The organism is Streptomyces sp. NPDC049541 (assembly GCF_044465725.1).
Taxonomy (GTDB): Bacteria; Actinomycetota; Actinomycetes; order Streptomycetales; family Streptomycetaceae; genus Streptomyces.
Genome location: NZ_JBITLY010000006.1, coordinates 125,134 through 146,770 on the forward strand (window position 1 = coordinate 125,134; position 21,637 = coordinate 146,770).

The 21,637-nt window shown below is 69.9% G+C and carries 16 protein-coding genes, 1 tRNA gene and 1 pseudogene; 13 read left to right on the top strand and 5 right to left on the bottom strand.

Annotation, left to right across the window (positions count from 1 at the left end):
- Positions 1–306: 306 nt before the first annotated feature.
- The 3 genes from ACIBW9_RS23105 (at position 307) to ACIBW9_RS23115 (ending at position 4,078) form a co-directional block, all read left to right on the top strand.
- The gene (locus ACIBW9_RS23105; protein ID WP_398957857.1) at positions 307–1,806 is read left to right on the top strand and encodes an MFS transporter; all 1,500 of its coding nucleotides are present in this window, start codon (positions 307–309) and stop codon (positions 1,804–1,806) included.
- Positions 1,807–2,024: 218 nt separating this feature from the next.
- A complete protein-coding gene (locus ACIBW9_RS23110) occupies positions 2,025–2,471 on the top strand; it encodes a DUF485 domain-containing protein (RefSeq protein ID WP_398957859.1) in 447 nt (148 codons plus the stop codon).
- Positions 2,468–4,078, top strand: coding sequence for a cation acetate symporter (locus ACIBW9_RS23115; RefSeq protein WP_398957860.1), 1,611 nt, complete (start codon positions 2,468–2,470; stop codon positions 4,076–4,078). The genes ACIBW9_RS23110 and ACIBW9_RS23115 overlap by 4 nt, the downstream gene beginning before the upstream one ends.
- Before the next feature lie 81 nt (positions 4,079–4,159).
- Here ACIBW9_RS23115 and ACIBW9_RS23120 read toward each other — a convergent pair whose 3' ends face one another.
- From ACIBW9_RS23120 to ACIBW9_RS23130, 3 genes are all read right to left on the bottom strand, one after another.
- The gene (locus ACIBW9_RS23120) at positions 4,160–5,047 is read right to left on the bottom strand and encodes a cellulose-binding protein (protein ID WP_398957862.1); all 888 of its coding nucleotides are present in this window, start codon (positions 5,045–5,047) and stop codon (positions 4,160–4,162) included.
- 204 nt (positions 5,048–5,251) lie between these two features.
- The gene (locus ACIBW9_RS23125; protein WP_398958704.1) at positions 5,252–8,392 is read right to left on the bottom strand and encodes an SUKH-4 family immunity protein; all 3,141 of its coding nucleotides are present in this window, start codon (positions 8,390–8,392) and stop codon (positions 5,252–5,254) included.
- An 8-nt stretch (positions 8,393–8,400) separates the two neighbouring features.
- Positions 8,401–9,399 carry an SMI1/KNR4 family protein gene (locus tag ACIBW9_RS23130; RefSeq protein ID WP_398957864.1) on the bottom strand — a complete coding sequence of 333 codons (999 nt, stop codon included), beginning with the start codon at positions 9,397–9,399 and terminating at the stop codon, positions 8,401–8,403.
- 304 nt (positions 9,400–9,703) lie between these two features.
- Here ACIBW9_RS23130 and ACIBW9_RS23135 point away from each other — a divergent pair, with 304 nt between their 5' ends.
- Positions 9,704–10,231, top strand: a complete 528-nt coding sequence (locus ACIBW9_RS23135) for a YwqJ-related putative deaminase (protein ID WP_398957866.1) — start codon at positions 9,704–9,706, stop codon at positions 10,229–10,231.
- Between the two features lie 72 nt (positions 10,232–10,303).
- Entirely contained in the window at positions 10,304–10,798 is a 495-nt protein-coding gene (locus ACIBW9_RS23140; RefSeq protein WP_344402180.1) for an SUKH-3 domain-containing protein, read from the top strand.
- A 49-nt stretch (positions 10,799–10,847) separates the two neighbouring features.
- Here ACIBW9_RS23140 and ACIBW9_RS23145 read toward each other — a convergent pair whose 3' ends face one another.
- The gene (locus ACIBW9_RS23145; protein WP_398957868.1) at positions 10,848–12,152 is read right to left on the bottom strand and encodes a sensor histidine kinase; all 1,305 of its coding nucleotides are present in this window, start codon (positions 12,150–12,152) and stop codon (positions 10,848–10,850) included.
- A gap of 167 nt (positions 12,153–12,319) precedes the next feature.
- Here ACIBW9_RS23145 and ACIBW9_RS23150 point away from each other — a divergent pair.
- From ACIBW9_RS23150 to ACIBW9_RS23185, 8 genes and pseudogenes are all read left to right on the top strand, one after another.
- Positions 12,320–13,193: pseudogene (locus tag ACIBW9_RS23150) on the top strand (hypothetical protein).
- 6 nt (positions 13,194–13,199) lie between these two features.
- A tRNA-Gln gene (locus ACIBW9_RS23155) sits at positions 13,200–13,270 on the top strand.
- A 122-nt stretch (positions 13,271–13,392) separates the two neighbouring features.
- A complete protein-coding gene (glmU, locus tag ACIBW9_RS23160) occupies positions 13,393–14,841 on the top strand; it encodes a bifunctional UDP-N-acetylglucosamine diphosphorylase/glucosamine-1-phosphate N-acetyltransferase GlmU (RefSeq protein WP_398957870.1) in 1,449 nt (482 codons plus the stop codon).
- A gap of 75 nt (positions 14,842–14,916) precedes the next feature.
- Entirely contained in the window at positions 14,917–15,897 is a 981-nt protein-coding gene (locus tag ACIBW9_RS23165; RefSeq protein WP_351473629.1) for a ribose-phosphate diphosphokinase, read from the top strand.
- A gap of 214 nt (positions 15,898–16,111) precedes the next feature.
- Complete coding sequence (locus ACIBW9_RS23170; RefSeq protein ID WP_398957872.1) at positions 16,112–16,708, top strand: 50S ribosomal protein L25/general stress protein Ctc; 597 nt, start codon at positions 16,112–16,114, stop codon at positions 16,706–16,708.
- A gap of 67 nt (positions 16,709–16,775) precedes the next feature.
- On the top strand, positions 16,776–17,378 hold the full coding sequence (gene pth / locus ACIBW9_RS23175; protein ID WP_398957874.1) for an aminoacyl-tRNA hydrolase: 603 nt from the start codon (positions 16,776–16,778) through the stop codon (positions 17,376–17,378).
- 42 nt (positions 17,379–17,420) lie between these two features.
- Positions 17,421–17,936, top strand: coding sequence for a hypothetical protein (locus tag ACIBW9_RS23180; RefSeq protein ID WP_398957876.1), 516 nt, complete (start codon positions 17,421–17,423; stop codon positions 17,934–17,936).
- Positions 17,937–18,071: 135 nt separating this feature from the next.
- Complete coding sequence (locus ACIBW9_RS23185) at positions 18,072–18,761, top strand: LPXTG cell wall anchor domain-containing protein (protein ID WP_398957878.1); 690 nt, start codon at positions 18,072–18,074, stop codon at positions 18,759–18,761.
- A 66-nt stretch (positions 18,762–18,827) separates the two neighbouring features.
- Here the strand turns inward: ACIBW9_RS23185 and ppc are convergent, their stop codons facing one another.
- On the bottom strand, positions 18,828–21,557 hold the full coding sequence (gene ppc / locus ACIBW9_RS23190; RefSeq protein ID WP_398957880.1) for a phosphoenolpyruvate carboxylase: 2,730 nt from the start codon (positions 21,555–21,557) through the stop codon (positions 18,828–18,830).
- Positions 21,558–21,637 lie beyond the last annotated feature (80 nt).

Consider the following 21,637-nt stretch of genomic DNA (forward strand, 5'->3'; position numbering starts at 1 on the left):
CTGGTGCCCGGCACCCTCTTGTGCTGGGGAAAACCCCACCCCCGCCGGTTCGGTCAACCACCCCTCACCGGCTCCCCAACGACGTAAGACCAGGTTAAGGACGCCCTGGGCCGCTCTCCTCCTCCGGCGGTACGAACCCTCCCCGGGCCGTAGTACGGAGGAACCCCTAGGGGCAGTCCACCGACGGGTGGAGGCGTTCTCGGGGTTCCGCTCCACCCTGCGGCCCAGTCAGCATCCACCCTCCCGTCGCGTCAGGGTCAATGGGAAGCTGTTCGGCGGCGGATAGATGCAAGGGGAAGGAATCCTGTGGACCAGGGGGAGGCCGGGACACGGACGGCTGCGGCGGAGCGCTCGCAGGACACCCGCAGACGCGGTGCCGTGGTCGCGGCGCTGATGCTCGCCATGGCGCTGGCCGCCCTCGACTCCACGATCGTCTCGACGGCCGTCCCGCAGATCGTCGGAGACCTGGGCGGCTTCTCGGTCTTCTCCTGGCTGTTCTCCGGTTATCTGCTCGCCGTGACGGTCACGCTCCCGGTGTACGGCAAGCTGTCGGACACCTTCGGCCGCAAACCGGTCCTGATAGCGGGCGCCGCGGTGTTCCTGGCCGGTTCCCTGCTGTGCGCGCTGGCCTGGAACATGGGCGCGCTGATCGCCTTCCGCATCCTCCAGGGCCTGGGCGGCGGGGCCCTCCAGGGCACGGTGCAGACGCTCGCCGCCGACCTCTACCCGCTCAAGGACCGCCCGAAGATCCAGTCCAAGCTGTCCACGGTGTGGGCGGTGTCCGCGGTGGCCGGCCCGGGCGTGGGAGGCGTGCTGGCCGCCTACGCCGACTGGCGCTGGATCTTCCTGGTCAACCTCCCCATCGGTGCCGTGGCGTTGTGGCTGGTCGTGCGTCATCTGCACGAGCCGCAGCGGGAGTCGGCCGAGCGTCCCCGTATCGACTGGGCGGGCGCGCTGGCGGTGTTCGCGTGCGGCGGCGTCCTGCTGACGGCCCTGGTGCAGGGCGGGGTGGCCTGGCCCTGGCTGTCGGGTCCGTCGACGGCCTTGTTCGGTACGGGACTTGCGCTGGCCGGGGTGGTGGTCCTGGTCGAACGCCGGGCGGCCGAGCCGATCATCCCGGGCTGGGTGTGGCGGCGCCGTACGATCGCGGCGGTCAATCTCGCCCTGGGTGCGCTGGGGCTGCTGATGGTGGCGCCGAGCGTGTTCCTGCCGACGTACGCGCAGTCGGTGCTGGGCCTGGCCCCGGTGGCGGCCGGCTTCGTCCTGTCCGTGTGGACGCTGAGCTGGCCGGTCTCGGCGGCGCTGAGCCAGCACGTGTACCGGCGGATCGGCTTCCGCAACACCGCGATGCTCGGCATCGGGGCGGCGGCGCTGATCCTGTTCGCGTTCCCGTTCCTGCCGTATCCGGGCGAGGCGTGGCAGCCGGCCCTGCTGATGCTGCTGCTCGGCGCGGCTCTCGGGCTGTTCCAGCTCCCGCTGATCGTGGGCGTGCAGTCGACGGTGGGGTGGGCGGAGCGCGGCACGACCACCGCGTCGGTGCTGTTCTGCCGTCAGACCGGCCAGACCATCGGGGCGTCGGTGTTCGGCGCGGTGGCCAACGGGGTGCTCGCCGGCCGGCTGGGCGGTGCGAGCGACCTGGACTCGGTGACCCGGGGCCTGGACGGGGGTGCGGTGCCGGAGGCCACGCGGCGAGCGGTCGCGGACGCGGTGCACGCGGTGTATCTGGGCGCCGGCTGCGCGGCCGCCGCGGCCTTCCTGGTGCTGCTGTTCCTGGCGCCCCGCCGCTTCCCGGTACTCAAGGACTGACGGTCCGGGGCAGGGGCATATGTCTCCCCCCGGGGGAGCAAAAGTCTGAGTTAACGCGGGTAACGTTGCAGGTCAGCGTAGTAAGCGCATACCGACCGGCCAGTTTGGTGAAAACGCCGCGCGGCCGGAGACCGGCGAGTAGCGTGCGTGGCTCCGCACGCCCCCCAACCTCCCTGCGGTCCCCCGCACAGGACCCGAGCCACGCAAGGAGCACCGGGATGTCCTACGACCGGTCCCCGTCGTACCCGTACCGCCATCCACCGCAGAACACATCCCTGCCGTACGAGGCCACCTACCCGTGGATGCCGTCCACCCCGCCGCCCGAACCGGCCAGACGGCGCCGCCCTCCGGAGGCTCCTCTCGGCCACCACAGCGATCTGCGGATCCTGCGCAGTGCCTACCGCTGGCAGCGGCGCACCGCCACCCTCACCGCACTGGGCTACTTCACGCTGTTCCTGATCCTCTCGGCGTTCGCCCCGTCGTTCATGACGACCACCGTCACCGACGGCCTGCCCACCGGGCTGCTGCTGGCCCTGCTCCAACTACCCGTCACCTGGCTGGCGATCGCGCTGTACGAGCACACGGCCCGCCGCTACGTCGACCCGATCGCGGACCGCATCCGCAAGCAGGCCGAGCTGGACGCCAAGCGGGAGGCCGCACGATGACCGGGTTCAGCGCAAACGCCCAGGCCATGTCCCTCGTCGCCTTCTCCACCGTCGCCGCGATCACCCTGCTGCTGTGCGTGATGACCGGCCCGGACGGCGACGACCTCGACGAGTTCTACACCGGCTACAGCTCCCTCTCCCCCATGCGCAACGGCCTCGCGATCGCCGGCGACTACATCTCCGCGGCGAGCGTGCTCGGCACGGGCGGCGTGATCGCCCTGTGCGGCTACGACGGGATCGCACTCGCCCTGAGCACCGCGCTGTCGCTGATGCTGCTGATGTTCCTGCTGGCCGAACCCCTGCGCAACGCGGGCAAGTTCACCATGGGCGACGCACTGGCCCGCCGTATGCCGGGCCGCCGAGTGCGTATCACCGCCTGCGTGGTCACCATCGCGGCGCTGCTGCCGCTGATGCTGGTCCAACTGGCGGGCACCGGACAGCTGCTGGCGTTCATCCTCGGTTTCTCCAGTGACTCGCTGAAGACGGGCTGCATCATCGGGCTCGGCGCCCTGATGATCAGCTACGCGGCGATCGGCGGCATGAAGGGCACCGCCCTCATCCAGATCGCGAAGATCGTGATGCTGCTCGGCTCGGGCGCCGTGGTCGCCCTGCTCGTACTGCGGCGCTTCGACTGGGATCCGGGAGCGCTGTTCGACGCCGCGGCCGCGCAGAGCGGGGTCGGCTCCGCCTTCCTGCACTCCGGCGTCGAGTTCGCGGGCAGCTCCAACCCCCGCCTGGACATGATCACTTCGCAGCTCACGGTCGTCCTCGGCGGCGCCTGTCTGCCGCACGTCACCATGCGCATGTACACCGCGCGCAGCGCCCGTCAGGTGCGGCGCTCGATGTCGTGGGCGGTGTCGTCGGTGGTGCTGTTCGTGCTCATCATGACGGTCGTCGGGTTCGGCGCGACGGCGCTGATCGGCCGGGCGGTGATCGCGCAGGCCGACCCGCAGGGCAACACGGCCTATCTGCTCGGCTCCCGGGCCGCCTTCGGTGCGAACGTGTCGACGTCGGAGACGTTCCTGTTCACCACGGTCACCACGGCGATCTTCCTGACCCTGCTCGCCTCGGTCGCCGGGATGATCCTCGCCTGCGCCAACTCCCTCGCCCACGACGTCTTCGCCACCCGGGTGCAGGAGCTGTCGGAGCGCCGCGAGATGCTGCTGGCCCGCGTCTCGGCCCTCGCGGTGGGCGTCCCGGCGATCCTGCTGGCCACCCTGGTCCAGCACCACAGCCTGCAGCCCCTGGTGACCCTGTCCTTCTGCCTGGGCGCCTCCGCGATCGCCCCCGCCCTGGTCTACGGCCTCTTCTGGCGCCGCTACACCCGTACGGGCCTGCTGTGCACCCTCATCGGCGGCACACTCGCGGTCCTGCTGATCATGCCGGGCACCAACCTGGTCTCCGGCTCCCCCGTCTCCGCCTTCCCCGACGCCGACTTCAACTGGTTCCCGTTCACCACCACCGGCCTGGTGACGATCCCCCTCGGCTTCGCCTTCGGCTGGCTCGGCACGGTCGCCTCCGGCCGCCGGGCTTCGGAGGAACAGCGACGCCAGTACGAGGCCGTCGAGGGATGGATCCTGGCGGGGGCGGTGCGCAGAAGCAGCTGACGGCCCGCGGCACGCGGGCGGCGCCGGCTGTGGTCGGCGGGACGGAGGCGCGGTCTGTGCCGGGCGCCTCCGTCCCGCCCGTCACTCCCCCGACGCCGAACCCGTCAACGCCGTAAGGCTGTTGCGTACGTTGTCCATCTGGACCTGCATCTCGTCCGACCGCTCGCTGTGCTGCTGCAGCACCTGCTCGGTCTCCCGGGCGATCTGCTCCTCCTGCCGGCGCGCCGCCGCAAGGATCTCCGCGGCGCGCCCGTTCGCCTCCTCCTGGCAGCGGTGGGCGTACTCCTCCGCCTCCATGAACTCCCGCCTCGCCTCGGTCAGCTCGGCCTCCGCCCGGGCCAGCAGCCCGGCGGCGTGCGCATCGATCGCCGCCGCACGCTCGGCCTCCTCCCGCTCCACCTCGTCCCACCGCTCGGCGAACTCCCTGGCCTGCTCGGCGAGTTTCACGGTCGCGCGCTGCCGTGCCTCCCTGAGCAGGGACAGCACCTCGCCCCGGCCCTCCTTCAGGGCCTGCCGGGCGCCGATGCGGATCTCGTCGGCCTCGGCACGCGCCACCAGCAGCCGCTGGCCGGCGTGTTCCTCGGCGTCGGCGAGCACGGCCTCGGCGTGCGCCTGCGCGGCGTCCAGTACGCCGCTCGCGTGCGCCTGGGCGGCCTCCACCAGGCGCTGCGCCTCCTGCCGGGCGCGCTCCCGTACGGCCGCGGCCTCCTCCTGCACATGCCGGAAGAGGTCCCGGGCCCCCTCCCCGAGCGCCTCGTAGGTCTGCGGGGACAGCTTCGACACGGTCTCCTGCAGCAGCGCGGCCTCCGCCTCCATGTCCTTGGCGAGGACGGTCAGCCGGGCCGCCCGTTCCCAGGCGGCGTCCCGGTCCAGGGAGAGCGCCTCGGCGAACGCCTCGACCTGTTCGGGGCAGTAGCCGCGCCCCCGTACGGCCCCGAAGCCATGGGGCGAGATCGGTGTGCTGCTCATCCTGGAACCCCTCTCCGCCGAACTCTCCGCCGTACGGGCGCGCAATGATGATTTCGCGCCATCTTGATATATCGGGCAGAAGTGTTCATAACGCGACACTCCGGAGGCGTATCGCGATCGGCCCAGGAACGCAAAAGGGCCGGACCGGTCGTCGTGACCGGCCCGGCCCCGTACCGAGCAGCCGGGGTCCTCAGCAGCCGTGGATCACAGCAGCCCGTCCCACATCTGCTCCAGCAGCACCGACCACCAGCTCTCCGGTGAACCCAGCGCTGCCGGGTCGAGGGAGGCCAGCTGGGCCTGGAAGTCGACGGTCCAACGGCCCGCCTGCTCCTGGTTCAGCCCGAACCGCAAGCGCCACATCCGGCCCAGCAGCGCCAGACACCGCTGGAACTCCGGCAGCCCCGTGTTCACGAACTGCGGCGACACCGGCGCACCACCGGGTCCGGCCTCCACCGGCACGGCCACGATGTTCGCGGTGCCGTACTGCACACACACCGCCCGGCCGAAGTCGCTGCCCATGACGAGATACGAGCCCGCGTCCGGGGCCGGCTGCACACCACGCTCCTGCGCGAGCTCGGCGAGCGTCGGCACCGGCCGCCCCGGCTGGGCCTGCGCCCAGAAGAACGGACCCATGTCCGTCGGCAACCCCGCCGCCACCAGCGAGTGCGCCACCACCGGCGGCACACCCTGCCGGGACACGGCAGCCTGCTCGAACCGGAACACCCCCGGCCCGAACGCACCCGCCAGCTCCTGCCCCACCGCCTCCGGCGGAATCGGCGGCGCCGACTGCACCGGCGGCAACGGCGCCCGCACCGGAGCGGGACGGGCCGGCCCGTCCGCCACCTGGTGCAACTCGCCCTGGTGCGCCAGCAGTTGCTGCATACCCTGCTGCCGGCTCGCGTGATCCGTCCCGTACGGCGCGATCGACGTGATCCGCGCCTGCGGCCACTGCTCCCGGATCATCCGCGCACAGTACGCACCCGGCAGCTCGCACGACTCCAGCTCCGTGTGCAGCTCCAGCACCTGGTCCGGCGGCACGTTCATACCGCGCAGCTCATGGAAGATCTGCCACTCCGGATGCGGCACGCCCGGCGCCGACCGCCGGATCAACTGCTGCTCGGACCCGTCCTGCGCCCGGTACCGAAGCACGGCCTGATAACCGGGCCCCACGGTGGGCTGCCCCTGCGGCTGCGGATAGCCGTACGCGGGGGGCGGTACGGGCGACTGCGGGGCACCGGGAGCCATACCGGGGCCCCTGGGGGCCGACGGCGGCGGGGGCGCACCGGGGGCGCCCACGGGAGGCCCGGCCAGCACGGTCTCCGCATGGTGTACGGCCCCTCGACCACCGGCAGGACCGGGAGCACCGGGACCGCCAGGACCTCCCGGAGCGCCAGGGGGCGGCGGGGTGCCGGGGGCCGCGGGTGCACTCGGAGCTCCCGGCGGCTGCGGGAAGCCGGGAGCACCCGGACCGCCGGGAGCCTGCGGGAAGCCAGGGGCACCGGGACCACCAGGGCCCACCGGAGGCTGCGGGGCACCCGAACCACCCCCAGCGCCAGAAGGCTGCGAACCACCGGGACCACCCGGAGCACCAGGCGGCGGCGGAAAGCCAGGACCACCCGGAGCACCAGGGCCCACCGGAGACTGCGGGACACCCGAACCACCCGGAACACCGGAAGGCTGCGAACCACCGGGACCACCCGGAGCACCAGGCGGCGGCGGAAAGCCAGGACCACCCGGACCACCAGGGCCCACCGGAGACTGCGGGGCGCCAGGGCCACCCCCAGCGCCAGAAGGCTGCGAACCACCGGGACCACCCGGAGCACCAGGCGGCGGCGGAAAGCCAGGACCACCCGGACCACCAGGGCCCACCGGAGACTGCGGGGCACCCGAACCACCCGGAGCACCAGAAGGCTGCAAACCGCCAGGAGCCCCGGGAGGCTGCGGGAAGCCAGGGCCACCCGGAGGCTGGGGCGCGCCAGGCCCGCCAGCGGTACTCGGCGCCTGCGGAAAGCCAGGCGCACCCGGAGCCGCAGGAGGCTGGGGCGGGGCACTCATGCCCGGAGCGCCCGGAGGGAAGGGGGCACCCGGAGGCCCCGGAGGCTGCGGCGCACCCGCACCCGCGCCCGGAGCACCAGGTGCGCCCGGCGGCTGCGGTGCCCCCGGTCCCATCCGGCCGGGGTCGGCGAGCATCGTGGCGGCCTGGTGGACGTTGGCCGGAGGTGTACCGCCGGGCGCGCCGGGTGGGTGGGGGACGCCCGGAGGAGTCGGTGCGCCCGGCGGATTCGGGGCACCCCCCGGAGCCTTGGGCGGCGCATCCTCAGGCCCCTCGGGACCGAGCGCCGACACCAGTTGCGTCGGAACGTAACCGCCCGCACCGGGCCCCGGCGGAGGCGGCGGCGCGCTGCCCGGCCGCGCACCCGGCGTTCCCGGAGCGCTCGGCGGAGGCGGCGTGGACGAACCCCGGCGCGGCGCAGGAGCCGCCTTGCTCGTCGCGGCGTCGGCGATGTCCCCGGCATTCGGCGCGAGCGGCCGCCCAGGCGCCTGCGGATAGCCGTAGGAAGGCGCCGGCGGAGCCCCGGCACCCGGCGTCTGCGGATAGCCGTACGACGGAGGAGCCGGCGGCGGAGGCGGCGCACCCTGCGGATACCCATAGCCCGGCGGCGGCGCAGGCGTGCCACCCGGAGCCCCCGGCTCATCCAGCGCCCGCTCCTCCGTCGTCCGCGGAAGCCCGCTGCCGCCCGCCATCAGCGCCGTCTCGGCGTCCGGCGGGGTCTCCTCGCCCGCATCGTTCAACGGCGGCGCGAACACGGTCGCGGGCAGCGGGACGGAAAGGTCCTCACCGCCGCCGTTGGTGTCCGTCCCCGCCCAGGGAGTCGGCCCCGCGGGCGCACCCGGCGCGTCACCCGCCCCGGCCTCCGGCCACCGGGCACCGTCACCCGACGAAGCAGCCGCACCACCCCGCCGATCCGCGATCCCCAGCTTGTCCGCCGCCTCCTGCAACCACTCCGGCGGACTCAACAAGAACGACGTCTGATTCAGATCCACCCGCGCCGAAGCCGCCGGCACCGGCTCCGCAGCCTCGTCCCGCCGGCCGTACTCCTCCTCGTACCGACGAATCACCTCACCCACCGGCAGCGAAGGCCACAGCGTCGCCTCACCGCTGTCCCGGGCGATCACCAGCCGCTGCAGACCCCCGTCCGAACGCGGCCCCTCCGCCCGGTCCTCGGCCCACACCACGAACCCGAGACCGAACTCCCGCACCCGCACCTCACGATGCTGATACGCCGGCACATCCCCGTTGATCCACTCCTCGGCGCGCTCCTGCGCCTGCGCGAAGGTCACCATCGCAACGCTCACTCCCCCACCGAAGAGACGGCAGAGACCGGAACCGAACGCGCGAACCCGCCGTCCACCATCAGATTCGCCACCGTCTCCAACTCCGGCGGATTACCCGCAAGCCGCGCCAAGAACGCGTCGAAGTCCTCACCGCACGGCAGCAGCAACCGCTCCACCCGATCGGCCGGCGCCCACGAAGGATCCACGTCCCGCGCGTCGTCATACGCACAGAACCACACCGAACCGGGCCGCTCGCCCTTCACCTTCACCGCCAGCAACCCGCCCTGCACAAACCCAACACCCAAGTAATCCTTGGTGAGATGGTCACGCAGACACTTGTTGACGTAGACCAGATCGTTGACCGCCGCCTCGTCCCGCACCGTGAAGAACGGCTGGTCGACCAACAACCCCAACTCGGCATCCAGCGCCGCGCCCACCGGCGCACACCCACCCGCGGCCTTCAGAAACGAACGGTACGCACCCGGCAGCCGATACCCGAGGTCCTCCTCGACCCCCTGCACCTGCGACTCCGTCACCGCCACACCCGACTTCGGCAACCCGAAATGCGCCGGCCGCGTCTCCTGCAACGGCCGCGTCCCCCGCTTGCCCTGATCCACCGCCGCCGTCGCGACCCCACCGTGATGCCGCAACAACGCCTTCACCTCGACCGGAACCAACTCCAGCCGCCGCGAACCCACCACGTGATGCCACGTCCAGCCATGCGGCGTCGCCACCGAAGGCACCGTGTCCCACAACTCATGACCCGAGGCCGCAAGCGCCGCATTCGCCGACACGTAGTCCGTCAGCCGCAACTCGTCGACACCGAAACCCTCCGGCGGCTCCGCGATCTCCGCGGCAGCACGCGCATACGGCGAGAAATCGGGGTAACCGCGCTCATCCACACGTACCCCTCTCGGGTGACGTGCCGCCCGGACCGGATCCGGGAAATGCACGACCTGCCCGGCATAAGCCGCGTTCGGCGGCGCGGCTTGCTGCCCGAGCCGACCTGTCGTCATGGCGGTTGCCCCCTGCGGCGTTCGTTACGGACCGCGATGACCGCCACCGGCCAACCCGCCCCGTATCTCCTGTACAGCCCTCTCCACACGTCCGCCGCGTGGATCGCGGTGCCGACAGCCTATGCGGTACGACCGCACCGGTCACCGGGCACCGGTCAGCCGCCCTCCGCTTCCGTGACCAGCCGTCACCCCGCCGTGACAGCCCGCCCAAACCCGGGCGTGTCGCACCGCCCCAGCTTCCGCACCAGCCACGGCATTTGGCACTCTGTGACCTCCGGGGGAGGCTCGGGAGGGGAAGACGATCATGAACGCGACGCAGACGGGACCACACACGGCACCGCACACCGGGCCGTCCGGCGACCCCCGCATCGGCTGGAGCGCCACCGAAACCCCCCACGCACCCACCCTCCTCCACCGCCGCGACGGCATACTCCCCACCATCGCCGCCGCCCTCTCCGTCCGCGGCGCCACCCTCACCGGCACCGCCGCCCGCGGCGACCAACCCCCACCCCTGCACCCCCTCGTCCAGGACTTCCTCGACACCCTCCCCAGCGCCCAACGCGACCGCTTCACCGGCCGCTGCGCCGAAACCATCCTCATCTCCCGCCACATAGCCGCCGCCGACGCCGCCCGCAGCAAACGCGCCACCCGCAAACCCATGACCCACGGCGAAGCCCGCAAAGCCCTCAAACAGGCCAAACTCACCGCCCGCCGCATCCGCGAGGACGGCGACCCCCTCCACGGCAGCTTCGCCACCCCCTGCCGCGCCTGCACCGCACTCAGCGCCCACTACGGCGTCCGCATCGTCGACCCCACAGCAACCGACGACTAGCCCCCACCACCACAAACAAAAACGGCCCCGCGCCGAACCGTGATCTCAGCGAACTCGACGATCGAAGGGCAGATGCACCCCGACCGCACCTCCACCACACGCTTCCCCGTACCCGTCGACGCCGCCCTCCGCGCCGCCGGCTGGCAACCCGGACGCTGGGACATAAAACAAGCCGAGATCTGGGCCGACGCCCTCCGCGACCACACCTCACCCGCAGGCCACCGCCACGCCGTCTTCCCCGCCGCCGTAGAAGCCTGGGCCGAATTCGGCGGCCTCCACATCACCCCCACCGGACCCGGCCGCCAGATCGCCCCCGCAACCCTCCACCTCGACCCCCTGCACGGCCTCCACATGGCCCGCACCCTCAACGACCTCGGCCGCGCCCTCGACACCGAAGTCAGCCCCCTCGGCACCGAGACAGAGACCCACTCCCTCCTCGCCGTCGACACCGAAGGCCGCATCTACGCCCTCGATCACACAGGCGACTGGTACCTCGGCCCCGACATCGACCAAGCCCTCGGCGCCCTCATCTCAGGCATCGAACCCGTACGACTCACCGCAGGCTGAACTCCCGGGGACACAACCGCAGGCTGAACGCCCGGAAACACAGGGGCCACTACGCCGCCGGAATCACCGCCGACACCCGAAAACCCCCTGCATCCGTCGGCCCCGACACAAACACCCCACCCAGCGCGGTCACCCGCTCCTTCATCCCCACCAGACCGTTCCCCCCGGACGGCAACCGCGCCGACGACGCCGAAGCCACCTCCGGCGGCGGCTCGTTCTCCACCTGCATCGCGATCTCCGACACCCGATGCGCAAGCCGCACATGCGTCTTCGCACCCGCCGCATGCTTGTGAACGTTCGTCAACGCCTCCTGCACCACGCGATACGCCGTCTGCTCCACCTCAGCGGCATACGACCGCACATCCCCCTCCACGGACAGATCCACCACCATCCCCGCAGCCGCCGACTGCCCGACGAGCTCCTCCAACTCCTCCAGGCACGGCCCCTCCCCCTCATCCACCGCCTTCGAAGCCGCCACGGCAGCGGCCACCCCCACCGCCGCAAGCGGCACGGCCTGCTCACTCCGCCGCGCCCCGCCCCCACTCCGCAGCACCCCGAGCATCTCCCGCAACTCGGTCAACGCCTGCCGCCCCATGTCACCGACGAGCGCAGCGTTCTTCACGGCCTTCTCGGGGTCCTTGCGGGCAACGGCCTGGAGGGCTGCAGCATGCACAACCATCAGGCTCACCCGGTGGGCGACCACATCGTGCATCTCCCGCGCAATCCGAGTCCGCTCCTCGTTCCGCGCCCACTCGGCCCGCTCCTCCGCCCGCTCGGCGAGCAACTGCAACTCCCGCTCAAGACTGTCCGCCCGCTCCCGGAGACTCTCCATGAGCCGTCGCCGAGCCCCCACATACAAACCCAGCAGCAACGGCGGCGCCGTCATCCCGATCGCGGTCGTGATCGCAGCAAACGGAACGAACCAGTCCCCCAGATCCCAAGACCCCCGCGACATGTCCTGCCGCACCCGCACGAACATCACGATCAACATGCCGACCAGCGACATCCCCGCAAGCGAGCCGATGATCCGCCGCGGCAACTCGGAAGCCGCGAGCGTGTACAGCCCGACGACCCCCATCAGATAACCCATCTGCGCCGGGGTGATCGCAATGGAAACCAGCACGACAGCAATCGGCCACTGCCGCCGCACGAGCAGGGCCGACCCCGCCAACACCCCGAAGACAACCCCCGCGGCCACCGGAATCCCCGCGTCCCGCGCGAACCGAACCCCCTCGAACGCACACTCCAGCGCCGACGCCACCGCCAGCCCGACATCCAGCGCCGCACTGCGCCACCTGGCCCACCACCAGGGCCCTCCCCGGGCCCTGGCGTCCTCTTCCCCCGTCGTGGTCATGCCTCCAGCCTAAGGGCGTCCACGCCCCGTTTTCCGGCGAGTTTCCGTGACGGGTCTACACCACACAGCGTGACCGGGCGTGCACGAAACCACCCACTTTCCCTCGAACTGCTGAATCGCTCACCGTTCGACCCCGGAAGCGATCATTCCGCCCGGACGGTATGCCCATGGCACATTCACAGGGCAAATACGCCGACTTCGAGGGACTACGGGAGCGGGCGGTAGAGCTGCGGCGCGCAGGACTCAGCCGCCGTCAGATCCGCGACCGACTGCACGTCGACAACAACGACATCCTCAACCGCCTCCTGGAGGGCGAGCCCCCTCCGGAATGGACGAAGCGCCCGAACGCGAAGGACGACCTGAGGCACAAGGCGAGGGAGCTACGGCTCCAGGGCTGGACGTACGACCAGATCCAGGTGGAGCTGGGCTGTTCGAAGAGCTCGATCTCATTGTGGGTGCGGGATCTGCCGACGCCGGAGCGACGCGATCCAGCAGAGCAAGCAAAGCTGGCGTCACGGAAGCGATGGGAGCACGAGCTGGCAGTGCGGGATGAGCAACGACAGCAGACCAAGGCGGCCGCCGAAAAGGAAATCGGCGAGCTTTTCCGAGCGCGAGTTGTTCATCGCCGGAGTCGCCCTCTACTGGGCCGAGGGGACCAAGGACAAGCCCCATGCTCGACGCGAGCGCGTCACGTTCGTCAACAGCGACCCCGACATGATTCGCCTATACCTGGCCTGGCTCGACCTGCTCAAAGTTGAGCGCGAGGACATCCGGTTCCACTTGATGATCCACGAGTCTGCCGACGTCGTCGCTGCCGAGAATTACTGGGCAAAGCTGGTCGGCTCAGACCGAAGCACCTTCGGCAAGACCACCTTGAAGCGGCACAACCCGAAGACCGTGCGCAAGAACACGGGTGACGACTACCGGGGATGCCTCGTGCTCGCCGTGCGGCAGAGCGCAGAGCTGTACCGTCGCATCGAAGGCTGGTGGTACGGCATAGTAGGGGCTGCCACCGCATCCGATCTACGAAATCGGACATAGCGGTAATCCCGGGTCGTCTAAGGGCAAGACGTCAGATTTTGGTTCTGATCATGGGGGTTCGAGTCCTCCCCCGGGAGCACATGCTCGGTTCGGGTCCTGACTGGTGCCAACACAGTCAGGACCCGCTCCCATGTCCCCCAAGAAACGCCCCGGTATCCTGCGGATGTCCCCACTCACTCCACAGCCGAAGGGCAACCCCGTGAGCGCCATTCGCCCGGCAGCCGTCGTCGTTCTCGCAGCGGGTGAGGGCACCCGTATGAAGTCGGCCACACCCAAGGTCCTGCACGAGATCTGTGGCCGCAGCCTCGTGGGGCATGTGCTGGCCGCCGCCCGTGAGTTGGACCCCGAGAACCTCGTCGTCGTGGTCGGGCACGCCCGCGAGAAGGTCACCGCGCACCTCGCCGAGACCGACCCCGCCGTACGCACCACGGTGCAGGCCGAGCAGAACGGCACGGGTCACGCCGTACGCATCGCCCTGGACGAGCTCGGCGGCAGCGTCGACGGCACGGTCGTCGTGGTGTGCGGCGACACCCCCTTGCTCACCGGTGAAACGCTCCGGCAGCTCACCGCGACCCACTCCGCCGACTCGAACGCCGTCACCGTGCTGACCGCCGAGGTCCCGGACGCCACCGGTTACGGCCGGATCATCCGCGACGAGGCGACCGGTGCCGTCACCGAGATCGTCGAGCACAAGGACGCCACCGAGACGCAGCGCTTGATCCGTGAGATCAACTCCGGAGTGTTCGCGTTCGACGGTCTGCTGCTGGCCGACGCTCTCAAGAAGGTCCGTACGGACAACAGTCAGGGTGAGGAGTACCTGACCGACGTCCTCGGCATCCTCCGCGAGGCCGGTCATCGCGTGGGTGCCTCGGTCGCCGCCGATCACCGTGAGATCGCCGGGATCAACAATCGTGTGCAGCTGAGCGAGGCCCGCCGGATCCTGAACGACCGGCTGCTGACCAGCGCCATGCTCGCCGGCGTCACCGTGATCGATCCGGCGACGACCTGGGTCGACGTCACCGTCACGTTCGAGCAGGACGCCGTCGTCCACCCGGGCACGCAGCTGCACGGCACCACGCACATCGGTGAGGGTGCTGAGGTCGGGCCCAACACGCGTCTCACCGACACTCAGGTCGACGCCGGGGCCCGGGTCGACAACACGGTGGCCGACAGTGCCTATGTCGGCCCGCAGGCGAAGGTGGGCCCGTTCGCCTATCTGCGTCCGGGGACGCGGCTGGGTGCGAAGGGCAAGATCGGTACGTACGTCGAGACGAAGAACGCCTCGATCGGCGAGGGGACGAAGATCCCCCACCTGTCCTACGTCGGTGACGCGACGATCGGTGACTACACGAACATCGGTGCTGCCAGCGTGTTCGTGAACTACGACGGTCAGGAGAAGCACCACTCGACGGTCGGGTCGCATTGCCGGACGGGTGCGGACAATATGTTTGTGGCTCCTGTCACTGTTGGGGACGGCTCGTACACCGCTGCGGGGTCCGTGATCACGAAGGATGTGCCGCCCGGTTCGCTGGCTGTGGCCCGTGGTCAGCAGCGGAATATCGAGGGTTGGGTGGTTCGCAAGCGTCCGGGGAGCGCGGCGGCGCAGGCGGCCGAGGCAGCGTCTCGGCAGGTCGAGAGCGAAGCCTGACCGGAAACGGGTGCGCCGGAGTCGGCGTACCGTGATAAGTGCACACCCAGTTGAGACACCTCTGAGGAGACAGCTGTGACCGGGATCAAGACGACCGGCGAGAAGAAGATGATGTTCTTCTCCGGCCGCGCCCACCCCGAGCTTGCCGAGGAGGTCGCCCAGCAGCTGGGGGTCGGCGTCGTCCCGACGAAGGCGTTCGACTTCGCGAACGGTGAGATCTACGTCCGTTATCAGGAGTCGGCGCGTGGCGCGGACTGTTTTGTGATCCAGAGCCACACGGCTCCGATCAACCAGTGGATCATGGAGCAGTTGATCATGATCGATGCGCTGAAGCGGGCTTCGGCGCGGTCCATCACGGTCATCGTGCCGTTCTACGGTTATGCGCGGCAGGACAAGAAGCACCGTGGTCGTGAGCCGATTTCGGCGCGGCTGGTGGCTGATCTGATGAAGACGGCGGGTGCGGACCGCATCCTGACCGTGGATCTGCACACGGATCAGATTCAGGGCTTCTTCGACGGGCCTGTGGATCACCTCTTCGCTCTTCCGCTGCTTGCGGACTACGTGGGCGAGAAGGTCGACCGGGCCAAGCTCACCGTGGTCTCGCCTGACGCCGGCCGGGTGCGGGTGGCGGACCGCTGGTGTGACCGTCTGGGTGCTCCGCTGGCGATCGTGCACAAGCGGCGTGACAAGGACGTGGCGAACCAGGTGACCGTCCACGAGGTCGTGGGTGAGGTCAAGGGCCGGGTGTGTGTGCTGGTCGACGACATGATCGACACGGGTGGCACGATCTGTGCGGCCGCGGACGCGCTGTTCGCGCACGGCGCCGAGGATGTCATCGTGACGGCGACGCATGGTGTGTTGTCCGGTCCCGCTGCGGACCGTCTGAAGAACTCGCGGGTGAGTGAGTTCGTGTTCACGAACACGCTGCCGACGCCGGCTGAGCTGGGCCGGGATCTGGACAAGATCACGGTGTTGTCGATCGCGCCGACGATTGCGAGTGCGGTGCGTGAGGTGTTCGAGGATGGTTCGGTGACGAGCCTGTTCGACGAGCAGTAAGGGTTCTGCGCGGGCGGGTCCCCGGTGGGCGCTGCCTCTGCGGAGATCGTTTTGGGTGTGGCCTCCTTGGCCGAGTAGACTGCTGCAGTTGCTCGGCGAGGGAGGCCGTACCCGTTTTTGGCGGGGTATGGCGGTCCGTTATCGACGCGCTCTTCGTAGCAGGCCGTTCGTGGCCGGGTGACCACGTCCGTTCCTGTTTCCACGAGGAGTGATCATGTCCGAGGTGAAGCTCACCGCCGAGACCCGTACCGAGTTCGGTAAGGGTGCTGCCCGTCGTATCCGTCGTGACAGCAAGGTTCCCGGTGTTCTGTACGGTCACGGTTCCGACCCGCTGCACCTGACCCTTCCGGGTCACGACCTGCTGCTTGCGCTGCGTACGCCGAACGTCCTGATCTCTCTGGACATCGACGGCAAGACGAACGAGCTGGCGATCCCGAAGTCGGTTCAGCGTGACCCGATCAAGGGTTTCCTTGAGCACGTCGACCTGCAGCTGGTCAAGCGTGGCGAGACGGTCACGGTCGAGATCCCGGTGCACACCGAGGGTGAGCTGGCCCCGGGCGGCAACCTGCTGGAGCACGTCCTGAACGCGCTGCCGGTCGAGACCGAGGCCACGCACATCCCCGAGGCCGTCACTGTCTCCGTCGAGGGCCTGGAGGCCGGTGCCTCCATCCTCGCCAAGGACATCACGCTGCCGAAGGGCACCAAGCTGGCCGTCGAGGAGGACGCTGTCGTCCTTCAGATCCTGGCCTCGCAGGCCGAGGAGGCCGCCGAGGGCGAGGGTGCCGAGGGCGAAGAGGTCGCCGAGGCCTGATCCTCGCCGTCGTTTCGTACAGCCGCTGCTTCCCTGGGGGGAGGCAGCGGCTGCCGTATAAGGAGACATGGACGTGACCACCCCTGCCAATGCCCCCTGGCTGATCGTCGGCCTCGGGAATCCGGGACCCGAGTATGCGATGAACCGGCACAACGTCGGGTTCATGGTGGCGGATCTGCTGGCCGAGCGGATCGGGGGGAGGTTCAAGCGGGCGGGGAAGGCTCAGGCGCAGGTCGTGGAGGGGCGGATCGGGCCTGTCGGTCCGGCGAATCGGCGGGTGGTCCTGGCGAAGCCGATGTCGTACATGAATCTCTCGGGCGGTCCGGTGAACGCGTTGCGGGATTTCTACAAGGTGCCGGTGGCGAACGTCGTGGCCGTGCATGACGAGTTGGACATCGATTACGGGTCTCTTCGTCTGAAGCTCGGTGGTGGGGACAACGGGCACAACGGGTTGAAGTCGATGACGAAGGCGTTCGGGGCGGATTATCACCGGGTGCGGTTCGGGATCGGGCGGCCTCCTGGTCGTATGCAGGTCGCCGATTTCGTGCTGAAGGATTTCTCGTCCGCCGAGCGCAAGGAGCTGGACTACTTCGTGGACCGGGCGGCGGATGCGGTGGAGTGTCTGGTGATCGAGGGGCTGGAGCGGGCGCAAAGCACGTACAACTCCTGACTTGTCCCCCACCGGAGTTGACCTGGTGTGGGGGCATGGCCAATGATCCCGGCCATGCCTGCCACTGCCACCACCGCTCGTCAGGTTTCGCGTCGGGCCTCGGTTGCCGCGTTGCGGTTCGCGCGGTTTGCTGCGATGGGTGCGGTTGCGGTGTCGATTCTGATCGCCGGGGTGTGGGCGTCGTGGCGGACGGCTCCGTATGTGATGCTCACGAAGGGGCGGGAGCGCGGCACGATCGAGGTGGCGCGGTGTGGGGACGCTTCGTGTTCGGGTCGCTATACGCCGATTTCGCAGGGTTCTTCGGGTCGGGACCGGGTGGTCATCGAGAAGACGGTTGCGGTGCGCAAGGGGCGTACGTACTCGGTGGTGGTGAAGCCGGGCAGCGATGAGGTGGTGCGGTCGGGGCCGTCGGGGATTCTGTATGCGTGGGTTCCGTTCGGCGGGGCGTTGTTGCTGGCTTCGGTGGTGGTGGCCGGGGGGTTGGGGCGGACGCGGGCCGGGTGGGTGATGGCGGGGTCGGGGGTCGTGCTGCTCACGGCTGCTTTCGTGACTATCTGACGGGTTTTCCCGTTCTCCATCTTGTGGAGAGCGTGAGTGTTGCCTGTTCGTGATTGACCTAGGGTCAGTCGTGGCTGGATGCTGAGCCGCCCCCTCCACATCTTCCCGTCCGTAACTCGAAGATGGACTTGCCCCATGCGTACCCTCACTCGCGCCGGCGCGCTGTCTGCCGTCGCCGCGGCTGCACTGTTCTCGGCGCCTGTCGCCGCTCACGCCACTGTTCCCGGTGACAACGGGACTGTGAAGATCCATGACGCCACCACCGGCGAGGAGCTGAAGCGGAACGAGCCGCACGTCTGCACGTTCTATCTGGACGCGTTCGGTTTTGACGCGGTCCAGCAGGTCGACTGGCACATCGAGGCCTGGGCTCCGACGGCCGGTGTGAAGGGCGAGACGGTGAAGACCGGTGCCATCACCCTGGACGCCGAGGGTCATGGCCGTACGGCGGACATGTCGCTGCCCGACGGGCACTACAAGCTGTTCTGGAACTTCGACGGTGAGAAGGGCGCCGCGAAGCACAAGGTGTTCTGGACGGACTGCGAGGACTCGCAGGGCGGCGGCGGTTCGACACCTTCGCCGTCGGCGTCTTCCTCGTCGGCTCCGTCTTCGTCTCCGTCGTCTTCGTCTCCTTCGTCTTCGTCTTCGTCGTCGCCGGGGTCCTCGCCTTCCGGGTCTTCCGGGTCCTCTTCCGGGTCCCCGCAGGGTGGTTCCGGCGGTGACCTGGCGGAGACGGGCAACGGTGCCCCGGTGGGCCTGCTCTCGGGTGTGGCGGCCGCGCTGGTGGCCGGTGGCGGTTATCTGGTGGTGCGTCGGCGCAGGGCCTGATGTACGGCATGAGGGTGCCCCCGGGCTTCGTACGAGCCCGGGGGCACCCTCATGTGCTGCGGGGTGTCAGCCGGTGTTGCGCAGGCCTGCTGCCACGCCGTTGACGGTGAGCAGGAGGGCGCGGGAGAGCAGCGGGTCGGGCTGTTCGCCGGCGGCCGCGGCGTCGCGCTGGCGCTTGAGGAGGGTGACCTGGAGGTAGGAGATCGGGTCCAGGTAGGCGTCACGGATGGCGAAGGTCTGCTTCAGCACGGGCTGTGCGTCGAGCAGTTCGTTCTCCCCCGTCACCCGCAGCACCTCGCGGACGGTGAGCTCGTGCTCGGCCTTGATGGTGTCGAAGACGTGCTTGAGTTCGTCGGGGACGAGGGTGTCGACGTAGTGGGCGGCGATGCGCAGGTCGGTCTTGGCGAGGGTCATCTCGACGTTGGAGATGAAGTTGCGGAAGAAGTGCCACTGTTCGTGCATCTCGTCGAGCACGGTGTCGAGGCCTGCTTCGCGCAGGGCCTTGAGGCCGGAGCCCACGCCGAACCAGCCGGGGACGATCTGCCGGGACTGGGTCCAGCCGAAGACCCAGGGGATGGCGCGCAGTCCGTCGAGGGAGACGCCGGAGCCGGGGCGGCGGGAGGGCCGTGAGCCCAGGTGCATGTCGGCGAGCTGGTCGACGGGCGTGGAGGCGAGGAAGTACGTCGGCAGGTCGGGGTCCTCGACGAGGCGGCGGTAGGCGGCGTGAGCGGCGTCGGAGACGACGTCCATGGCGGCGTCCCAGCGGGCGAGGGCCTCGACGGACTGGCGGGGGGCGGTGTGCAGGGCGGAGGCCTGCAGGGTGGCCGCGACGGTGAGTTCGAGGTTCTCCCTGGCCAGGGACGGGACGAGGTACTTGTCGGAGATGACCTCGCCCTGTTCGGTGACCTTGATCTCGCCTTCGAGGGTGCCCCAGGGCTGGGCGAGGATCGCGTCGTGGGAGGGGCCGCCGCCTCGGCCGACGGTGCCGCCGCGGCCGTGGAAGAGCCTGAGCCGTACGCCGTAGCGGTGGGCGACGTCGCGCAGCCGGCGCTGGGCGCGGTGGATCTCCCACTGGCTGGTGGTGATGCCGCCGAACTTGGAGGAGTCGGAGTAGCCGAGCATGACCTCCTGGACGTCGTCCCGGAGCGCGACCAGGCGCCGGTAGGACGGGTCGGAGAGCATGTCCTCGAGGATGGTGTCGGCGGCCTTGAGCTCGTCGGTGGTCTCCAGGAGGGGCACGATGCCGATCTTGGCCCAGCCGGCGTGCAGGTCGATGAGGCCGGCCTCGCGGGCGAGGACGGCGGCGGCGAAGACGTCGTCGGCGCCCTGGCACATGGAGATGATGTACGACTCGACGACCTCGGGTCCGAAGACCTCCAGGGCCCGCTTGACGGTCTGGAAGACGCCGAGGGTCTTCTCGCCGGGTGCGTCGACGGGTGCCGGGGTGGGGGCGAGGGGCCTTCTGGACCTGAGTTCCTTGGCGAGGAGCTTGGCCCGGTAGTCGCGGGGCATGTCGGCGTAGCGCCAGGACTCCTCGCCGAGGCGGTCGAAGAGCTGGCCGAGGGCGTGGTGGTGGGCGTCGGCGTGTTCGCGTACGTCCATGGTGGCGAGCTGGAGGCCGAACGCGGCGAGGGTGCGGATGGTGCGGTTCATGCGGCCGTCGGCGAAGAGGCCGCCGCGGTGCTCGCGCAGTGAGGTCTGGATGAGGGTGAGGTCCGTCAGGAGCTCGCTGGTGCCGAGGTAGTCGCGGCCCGGCTCGTGCGGGGTGCCCTTGGCGAGGCGCTGCTTGGTGTTCTCCAGCTTCTGCCGGATGCAGGTGGCCTTGAGGCGGTAGGGCTCCTCGGCGTTGAGGCGCTTGTAGCGGGGGCTGATCTCGGGGAGGCGTTCCAGGTCGGCCTGGAGGGAGTCGAGGAGTTCCTGGGTGGCGCCGGTGTAGCGGATGGAGTTCGACAGGAAGCCGCGGAGTTCGTCGATGAGCTCCAGGGCGTCGTTGATGCCGTGCTCGTGCTGGAGGATCAGGACGTCCCAGGTGACCTGGGGGGTGACGTTCGGGTTGCCGTCGCGGTCGCCGCCGATCCAGGTGCCGAAGGTGAGGGGGCGGGTGTCGTCGGGGAGCTTGACGCCGACGCGTTCCAGTTCGGCGGTGAGGTCCTCCAGGACGTCGCCGACGGCGCCGGCGTGGAGCTCGTCGAGGTAGTAGATGGCGTTGCGGGCCTCGTCGGCGGGCTCGGGGCGGACGACGCGGAGTTCGTCGGTCTGCCATACGAGGTCGATGTTCTCGGCCAGACGGGTGTCGTAGCGCCGGCGGTCGGACTCGATGACCGGGGTCTCCAGGAGTGCGGCGATGCGCCGGAGCTTGTTGAGGACCGACCGGCGCGCGGCCTCGGTGGGGTGCGCCGTGAACACGGGGCGCACGTTGAGGTGGCGGACCGTCTGGCGCAGGTGCTCGGGGTCGGCGTCCTTCAGCCGGTCGGCGGTGCGGGCCAGCAGGCCGCCCTCGGCGGCGCGCTTGGCGCGCAGTTCGCGGCCCCGGTGGACCTGTTCGGTGACGTTGGCGAGGTGGAAGTAGGTGGAGAAGGCGCGGACCAGCTTGGCCGCGGTCTCCAGTTCGGTGCCGCGCAGCAGCTCGGCGGCGGCCTCTCCGTCCTCGCGGGTGAGGCGGCGGACCTTCTCGACGAGTTCCAGCAGCTCGGGGCCTTCCTGCCTCACGAGGGTCTCGCCGAGGAGGTCTCCCAGCCGCCGGATGTCGGCGCGCAGTTCGCTGCTCGTCGTGGTCTGGTCGTCGGCACTGCTCACAGGTGCGGCTCCTTGCAGTGTTGAAGCTCGTCCGGGAGGGGAACCCGGTGCCCGGGGCCGCGCGGCGGGCGCCGCATACG

Bases quoted from the DNA above. Each gene is read 5' to 3' on its own strand.
- ACIBW9_RS23145 (WP_398957868.1), bottom strand. From the start codon at position 12,152: ATGACCACGACGGGGGAAGAGGACGCCAGGGCCCGGGGAGGGCCCTGG.
- ACIBW9_RS23170 (WP_398957872.1), top strand. From the start codon at position 16,112: ATGTCCGAGGTGAAGCTCACCGCCGAGACCCGTACCGAGTTCGGTAAG.
- ACIBW9_RS23120 (WP_398957862.1), bottom strand. From the start codon at position 5,047: ATGAGCAGCACACCGATCTCGCCCCATGGCTTCGGGGCCGTACGGGGG.
- ACIBW9_RS23180 (WP_398957876.1), top strand. From the start codon at position 17,421: ATGATCCCGGCCATGCCTGCCACTGCCACCACCGCTCGTCAGGTTTCG.
- ACIBW9_RS23130 (WP_398957864.1), bottom strand. From the start codon at position 9,399: ATGACGACAGGTCGGCTCGGGCAGCAAGCCGCGCCGCCGAACGCGGCT.
- pth (WP_398957874.1), top strand. From the start codon at position 16,776: ATGGACGTGACCACCCCTGCCAATGCCCCCTGGCTGATCGTCGGCCTC.
- ACIBW9_RS23125 (WP_398958704.1), bottom strand. From the start codon at position 8,392: ATGGTGACCTTCGCGCAGGCGCAGGAGCGCGCCGAGGAGTGGATCAAC.
- ACIBW9_RS23110 (WP_398957859.1), top strand. From the start codon at position 2,025: ATGTCCTACGACCGGTCCCCGTCGTACCCGTACCGCCATCCACCGCAG.
- ACIBW9_RS23115 (WP_398957860.1), top strand. From the start codon at position 2,468: ATGACCGGGTTCAGCGCAAACGCCCAGGCCATGTCCCTCGTCGCCTTC.
- ACIBW9_RS23185 (WP_398957878.1), top strand. From the start codon at position 18,072: ATGCGTACCCTCACTCGCGCCGGCGCGCTGTCTGCCGTCGCCGCGGCT.
- ACIBW9_RS23135 (WP_398957866.1), top strand. From the start codon at position 9,704: ATGAACGCGACGCAGACGGGACCACACACGGCACCGCACACCGGGCCG.
- ACIBW9_RS23140 (WP_344402180.1), top strand. From the start codon at position 10,304: ATGCACCCCGACCGCACCTCCACCACACGCTTCCCCGTACCCGTCGAC.